This is a genomic window from Vibrio sp. V10_P2A27P122 (assembly GCF_963874335.1).
In the GTDB taxonomy this organism is placed as follows: domain Bacteria; phylum Pseudomonadota; class Gammaproteobacteria; order Enterobacterales; family Vibrionaceae; genus Vibrio; species Vibrio anguillarum.
Window position 1 is genome coordinate 1 of the sequence record NZ_CAWNHY010000084.1, and the last position, 6,478, is coordinate 6,478.

7 protein-coding genes and 1 pseudogene are annotated in these 6,478 nt (G+C 39.2%); 7 read left to right on the forward strand and 1 reads right to left on the reverse strand.

The features are described 5' to 3' along the window. A pseudogene (locus AACQ17_RS04580) lies at positions 1-1,226 on the forward strand (site-specific integrase); the annotation flags it as partial. Between the two features lie 3 nt (positions 1,227-1,229). Next, the gene (locus tag AACQ17_RS04585) at positions 1,230-1,775 is read left to right on the forward strand and encodes a hypothetical protein (RefSeq protein ID WP_094147016.1); all 546 of its coding nucleotides are present in this window, start codon (positions 1,230-1,232) and stop codon (positions 1,773-1,775) included. Between the two features lie 82 nt (positions 1,776-1,857). On the opposite strand, the gene AACQ17_RS04590 is transcribed toward AACQ17_RS04585, so the two are convergent. Beyond that, complete coding sequence (locus tag AACQ17_RS04590; protein WP_094147017.1) at positions 1,858-2,064, reverse strand: helix-turn-helix domain-containing protein; 207 nt, start codon at positions 2,062-2,064, stop codon at positions 1,858-1,860. Positions 2,065-2,156: 92 nt separating this feature from the next. Here AACQ17_RS04590 and AACQ17_RS04595 point away from each other — a divergent pair, with 92 nt between their 5' ends. The 5 genes from AACQ17_RS04595 (at position 2,157) to AACQ17_RS04615 (ending at position 6,351) form a co-directional block, all read left to right on the forward strand. After that, complete coding sequence (locus AACQ17_RS04595) at positions 2,157-2,699, forward strand: hypothetical protein (RefSeq protein WP_011149150.1); 543 nt, start codon at positions 2,157-2,159, stop codon at positions 2,697-2,699. Further along, the gene (locus AACQ17_RS04600; protein WP_038160595.1) at positions 2,693-4,075 is read left to right on the forward strand and encodes a DEAD/DEAH box helicase; all 1,383 of its coding nucleotides are present in this window, start codon (positions 2,693-2,695) and stop codon (positions 4,073-4,075) included. Before AACQ17_RS04595 ends, AACQ17_RS04600 begins: the two co-directional genes overlap by 7 nt. A gap of 43 nt (positions 4,076-4,118) precedes the next feature. After that, positions 4,119-4,424, forward strand: coding sequence for a hypothetical protein (locus AACQ17_RS04605; RefSeq protein WP_011149152.1), 306 nt, complete (start codon positions 4,119-4,121; stop codon positions 4,422-4,424). Positions 4,425-4,443: 19 nt separating this feature from the next. Further along, positions 4,444-4,968 (forward strand): hypothetical protein, encoded by a 525-nt coding sequence (locus AACQ17_RS04610; RefSeq protein WP_038160589.1) that lies wholly within the window; start codon positions 4,444-4,446, stop codon positions 4,966-4,968. A 399-nt stretch (positions 4,969-5,367) separates the two neighbouring features. After that, entirely contained in the window at positions 5,368-6,351 is a 984-nt protein-coding gene (locus AACQ17_RS04615) for a hypothetical protein (protein ID WP_094147018.1), read from the forward strand. The last annotated feature ends 127 nt before the right edge of the window (positions 6,352-6,478 follow it).

Sequence of the window (6,478 nt, forward strand, 5' to 3'; positions counted from 1 at the left end):
GTATTGGTGACTCGAGTTATGGTTGGGCTGATTTTAGACGATATTTGGTAAGCATGAGTGCAAAAGCCTCATGGTTATGTTTGGCTCTATCAGGGATGCGGGTAGATGAGTTATACAGAATTAGCCCGGTTTATGGTGCTCAGAAAATATCGTTTGATAAAAATGGTTGTGAGTCCGATACGGGCAAGGAAATCATTTACTTTTTAACTACACGCCAATCTAAAATTACGCTAAACAGCCAAACTAAAGACGATGTTTTTGTTACTACTAAAGTAGGCTTAAAAGCCTTTCATGTGGTCAATGCCATTCATACGCCGTTTCGAAGCAGGTTTGCAGAAGATGACAGCCACCGAATGTTTGCAAATTTATTAGATTTATTTTATTTCACTCAGTTGGAAAAGTCGTCGCTGGCTGCATCTATCCAAATTAATTTTAACAAAGACAATTTTGATTTTATTCTGACGGCCGAGGATATGGGGTATTTACAAACCTCCGACCCAACCCAGACATCTTTTAAACAAAGCGATAAATTTCACTTCACGCCACACCAAACACGACGTTCACTTGCGTACTATCTAATTGGTTATGAGTTATGTTCTTTCCCTGCATTGAAGCAACAGTTATCGCATTTATCGATGGCAATGACTCGATGGTATGCCCGCAATGCCTATTCATTTGAAAAGCTTTATAGCGAAATACGAAAAGAGCGGGTTACGCAACAGGCTGAGATTTTTGCTCGCATATATCAAAAAATGGCGAATGGTGAGCGTATAGCAGGTGGTAAAGGGCAGGCAATGATTGCTGAAATTAGTCGAGAAGGTGAAAGTTATTTTGAATATGGGGTAAACAAACGTAAGTTATCAAAGGATTACTGGATTGATCAGTTAACCAATGGTAAAGCTCACCTACATGCTGTTGCGCCTGGTCTGTATTGCACCAACACACTATGCTCTATGCGCATCAATATTGATTTAAGTGAGTGTGTGGATTGCGAATATGACTATATTGAAAACGTTGTTTATGCCGAAGGTTCGCGTATGGATGCGATGAGAAATATTGAATTGCTTAAAGAAAACAATGAATTAAATTCAAGTTCTGCAACCAAATACTATATGCAAGTAAAAGCTGCTGAAGAAATAATGGATGACTTAGAATTCGAACATGATAAGTATGAGTTTGCAGAAGATGTGTTGAGTTTGGTTATACCAACAAAGACGGTGGCGTAAGACATGACAGATGAAACTGAATTAAGCCCGACCGAGAGGCAGTTAAGAGACGCATTAGCACGCCTTGTTGCCAAAAGGCCAATCCACAGGGAGCTAAAACAGAAGCTTAAAGCCAATAAGTTGAAAATTACTGTTTCAAGTGTCGAGAAGGAAGCTGGATTATCGAATGGTGTAGTTAAACCTGAACGTTATCCAAAACTAAAGGAAGACATTCTGAGCGCTGAAGCTGCTCGTAAATATGGTCCTGTAAAAGATGTGTCTGATGAAGACATCCATAGGCATCCTTTATACATTAAAGCTAAAAATGATCTAGATAAAGCTAAGGCTGAAATAAAAATGATCAAGGCAGAATTAACGTCGAAAAACTCAAAGTTAGAGAGCTATAAAGAGCGTATAAAAGAGCAAGCAGTAAGAATGCATCAAATGAATGTTGCCATGTGGGGGCAGATTCCTGATGAAAAAAAATATGTTGAGTTGATGATTGATGTTCAAGATATGGGAATGAACAGTAACGTTTTAGACTTTAAAACGCGTGAAAAACTAGATTAGTTTTGCAAAACCTTATCTCTCGATTTCTCCAATAATATTTTACTTCCATAGGTGTTTATAAATTTTATAGTTAGGGTTTCCCTTATGGCAGCAAATCACGCACATCGCAACCAAGTATACTTGCCAACTGGTACGCTTTTTCTAGAGTGATGTTGACCTCTCCTCTTTCGATTCGACCGACATAGCTTCGGTCGATGTCTGCTGAAATAGCCAATTTATCCTGAGATATACCTTTAAGCTTACGCTCTCTACGTAAGTTATCCCCAAACAGTCTCGCTAAGTCTTTCATTTTTAATGGTACTCAAAATGAAAGAATATCCTTCATTGCGGATTTTATAGCCACGGACTATAATCCGCATTTTGGTTCGTAGTTGAGCTCTTATGACGAAGAAAACAGCGATTAATGAATATATTTTTACCTTATTCATCGAGAAAGGACTTGATGGATTAACGGTTCCTGCCTTAAGGGACGAACTACTAACGATTACGGGAGAATTTGAGGATATAACGGAAGCGCGTAAATTTCTTTATCGTCAGTTATTGCCTTTAGAAAAGAAAGGGCTACTTTGGACTAATGGCCAAGGGCGGACAAGGACATACCACAAATCAGAGCAGTTTAAAGAAACTGTATTCAAACCGAAAAAGCGTAAGCAACAAAAGCTAAAAACAGTCGTAAAAAATTCGGATGAAGCACTTACCCTTGATGAGCTGACTTTGGAACGACGAAAGTATGAAGCTGAACTTGCGATAGCTTTAGCTGAGATCGAAGAATTTCAACTATTGTCTGAAAGGTTACCTTTACAGAAATCATCATTGTTAAAACTATCCGAAGAAACTAGAGAACGCTCTGTTAGATATCTAGCCAAAATAAATGTTCTTAATCACGCCCTAAAGCTTAGTAATTGTGGGGAAGTAAAATGTTAAGACTATGGCAAGAGGAGTGTGTTGGATCGGCTTTAGAAAAGTATCTAGCTGGACATTCACATTTTCAGGTTCAGGCGACTCCAGGGGCTGGAAAAACGGTGGCCGCTGCCGAAATTGCCAAAAGGCTGTATGACTTAGACAAAATTGACCTGGTCCTCTGTTTTTCGCCATCATTAACGATTGCTGATGGTATCAAAAATACCTTTTCATGGCGATTGGGATGCTCTTTTTCCGGTGGACTTGGTTCAATAGGTGCATCGTTTACATATCAGAGTATGAAATACCTTAGAGATAGCTTTTGGGAAACAATTAAAAAGCACCGCGTATTGGTTGTATTTGATGAGATTCACCATTGTTCAGGTGATGAAATTGAAAATGCCAATGTATGGGGTGAGCAAATTTTGAGACAAATTCAAGGGATTGCTGCGTTTACATTATCCCTATCTGGCACTCCTTGGCGCTCAGATTTATTGCCAATTACGTTAGCACAGTATTCTGACGCAGAAGGTCGTATCCACTGTGATTATCAATACGGTTTAAAGCAAGCGATTATCGATAAGGTCTGTCGCTCACCTAAAATTGTACTAATTGATAATGATCGCTTATCTATTTCAGAAAGTGGACAATCAAAGTCATTTTCGTCAATTCCTGACCTTTTAAAGCAATCAGCAACTCCGTATCAAAGCATTTTGCAAAATATTGATGCAATGACTTATGTACTTGGCCTTGGTTGCAAAAAGCTAGCAGATATACGTATGGATAACCCTAATGCCGGTGGTTTGGTTGTTGCTTCATCAGTAGGACATGCAATCGAAATTCAGAAAGTTTTGACTGAGACATATGAGCAAAGTACAGAGATAGTCACTTACTATCATGAAAATCCACTAGAAAAAATCAATGGGTATCGAAACGGAACGACTCAGTGGATTATCAGCGTCGGAATGATTAGTGAGGGAACCGATATCCCACGTCTACAAGTCTGTTGCCATTTAAGTTTTGTGAAGACAGAACTTTATTTCAGGCAAGTTTTAGGACGAATTTTGCGAACGCATGAATCCTCGAATCAGCAAGCTTGGTTGTACACTTTTGCTGAAGAAAGCCTAGTGAGTTTTGCTGAGCAGATCGAGCAAGATATTCCGGACTCATGCTTATTTATCAAACCAGATAATTGGCAAGATAGACCTCAAGCTTCTGTTTCGTTAGATCGAGCCTATTTCTCTGATCAACAAAAGAAAAAAACTGATATTGGGAAGACACAGCTTAGTTGGGATAAAGAACGTTTGGAAAAACCGTCAATCATAACTGCATACTCAGCTTCTTCTGGTCAATTGAACTTAGGAAATTTCAGAGAGCGTGTAATTGCTGCATTTCAGTAATAAATATTTTTAATATTAGACAATATGTTAGCGAGGTATTGATATGTTCTACATCGGTGTTAGCCATTATTACGCAACAGGTGAAGGCCTCACAATGTATGTTGCTAGCGGTAGCGAAGAATCAATACGGGCAGCCATTCCAGAATATTTTCATCTTGGGCTCACTATTTTAACACCTTCAGAGTGGCTAAAAGCTGCTGCAGGGGACTGTGAGGATGAATATCATCAATCGGAAGCGGAAGATCTGAAAGCCTATTTACCACTCTTATGGAAGCAAATTGAGGAAAGAGCGTTAGAAAGAGGATGTCATCTGGACTTTTTCATGAAGCACCATTTTAACTATGCCTAATACGAACTAGGTGGTTTCAGTGAAGGTTTTATATTTTGATACGCTTAGTTTGCTTTATTCGAATGAGTATTTTCAACGTAATGCAAGTGTGCACACTAAGTATAAAGAATGGTTCCATACTCGCACAAAGACACTGTTAGAAATGGTGGAACCGGATTTTCAAGCTATCGCAAAGCTAAAAAATGCAGCGTCAGAATCGGGGCTACTACTTTACCCGTTAGGGATTTTTTATGATCGTTCATACCTTATTGAACATGGTGTGTTTTCCGCTGATGAATTAGCGCCTGATACAGAATTACCCTTCAGGATGCAAATGGACGACAACGACCCTGTGCGTCGGATGATAGCCCACGCACATGGATTGAATGCCCAATGGTACGCCTGCGGCGAAATTGGATCTGAAGAACTATTACAACCCTATCCGGAACGTCACTTACGTTCAGAATTTGGAAAAGGAGTAACGAGTGAATTACTCGCCCAGATTCTAAGGTTAAAAGCGACCAAGATGCCAAATTTGACTGATAACATTTTACGGGACAAATGAGGGTGTTTTTAAGAAAGAGCGGAACCGTAGAGCAGATTCTCGCTTCTATCAGGGGCAGAAATTACGTTGATGAATTTCCTTCTCCAGAAAGACTAAAGCTGTACGAACAGTGGAAACCAGGAATTGCTCAAAAGGTACGTGATGGCGTCTTATTGTCTCAAGAAAAGAGCATGCAGAGAGAGCAGGACGAACTTTATGAGGTAATTTATCAAACCTATAAGAGGGTGCCTATAGTCTTTGCGATAAAACTGTCTGCAATTTTTATAGTCATGATAGTTGCAATTCAGTTCATTTAAAAATGAAAGTTGTGGGGTTGGTCTGACTTCATTCATTCGGTATCAAGCTTCTCAAAACGCCATTCGCCAAAAAGTTTACTTATTGATAAATATAGGAAATTTAATGTTAGGTAACTCATCAAAAAATAGTGCTATGAAAAAAAACGTCATGATTTCAGCTCTCACTTTAGCGATATCTGGATGCGCAAGCACTCCCAATGAGTCCATTGAATCTCAGGGTAAATATGCGGATGACTATGCGCTCAATGTGGAAGAATTTTCCGAAGCTACACGGTTCTACTATCCACTAAGATGGATAGAACCTGGACGTAATGCCAACAACTTAGACAAGTTTTATTACGATACAAATTCACACAAAGAACTGGCTAATACTTCTTCTGTGGCTACAGTTGTCGCCGCTGGATTAGGAAGTATCACCTCATTTGATGCGGTGATGGGATTACTAGCTCAACAAGGTTCGCGATCTGGCTATGATTCCCTTTTAGGCGAACAATATCTCTACACAATTATTCAAGTGGATAACAATAAAGACTTGGATACTCAGGCACAATACGTTAACCGAATTGCTGTAGATACCATAAAAATGGCAATGGGAAGTGAAGCGAAGGAAGAATATCAAAAAGTGGGCTCAGAAGGTTTTTATTTCTTGGACAGAATTAAAGTGACCAGTACTTCAGATGAGAGTTGTACTGCTGTCTATTCGCCTTGCTACTCACTCACAGCCAGAATTCCTATGCTTATCCGCGACAATAATGGTTATATCCCGCTAGTGCCGCAAGGTGGCGATTATATGGCTGCTAAGACTTACTTGCCGATTGGTTTTCCAATAGAGCAGATAAAATTTGCTAACGTTGCTGGGGTTGAGCAATTCCTTTATGTACCAGCTGTAAAAATGAATGGGCACAAAGACCTCTGGAGAAAGGAAAATCTTTCCTATTTTACAGGCTGGTATAATCAGCAGCGCATATCGATTAACCCGTATATCAAGCGATTAAGCGACGATACGGTGTTTTACTTCAACCCTAAAATTACTGCAAAACAAAGAGATCGCTACTCGTTGTACAGAGTCTTTAATCTTAGTGATTAAGAGGGTGATTAACGGCAGAGTCTTATTTTATCGCAAGGTAAAATCTAAGAAAAAAACAGATAGATACAAAGATAGGTTGTTTATTAGGTTTAAAATAAAAAGGTGAATGTAATTTATGAAAAAGCAG

Coding starts and splice junctions, on each gene's coding strand:
- AACQ17_RS04585 (WP_094147016.1), top strand. CDS start 1,230: ATGACAGATGAAACTGAATTAAGCCCGACCGAGAGGCAGTTAAGAGAC.
- AACQ17_RS04590 (WP_094147017.1), bottom strand. CDS start 2,064: ATGAAAGACTTAGCGAGACTGTTTGGGGATAACTTACGTAGAGAGCGT.
- AACQ17_RS04595 (WP_011149150.1), top strand. CDS start 2,157: ATGACGAAGAAAACAGCGATTAATGAATATATTTTTACCTTATTCATC.
- AACQ17_RS04600 (WP_038160595.1), top strand. CDS start 2,693: ATGTTAAGACTATGGCAAGAGGAGTGTGTTGGATCGGCTTTAGAAAAG.
- AACQ17_RS04605 (WP_011149152.1), top strand. CDS start 4,119: ATGTTCTACATCGGTGTTAGCCATTATTACGCAACAGGTGAAGGCCTC.
- AACQ17_RS04615 (WP_094147018.1), top strand. CDS start 5,368: ATGTTAGGTAACTCATCAAAAAATAGTGCTATGAAAAAAAACGTCATG.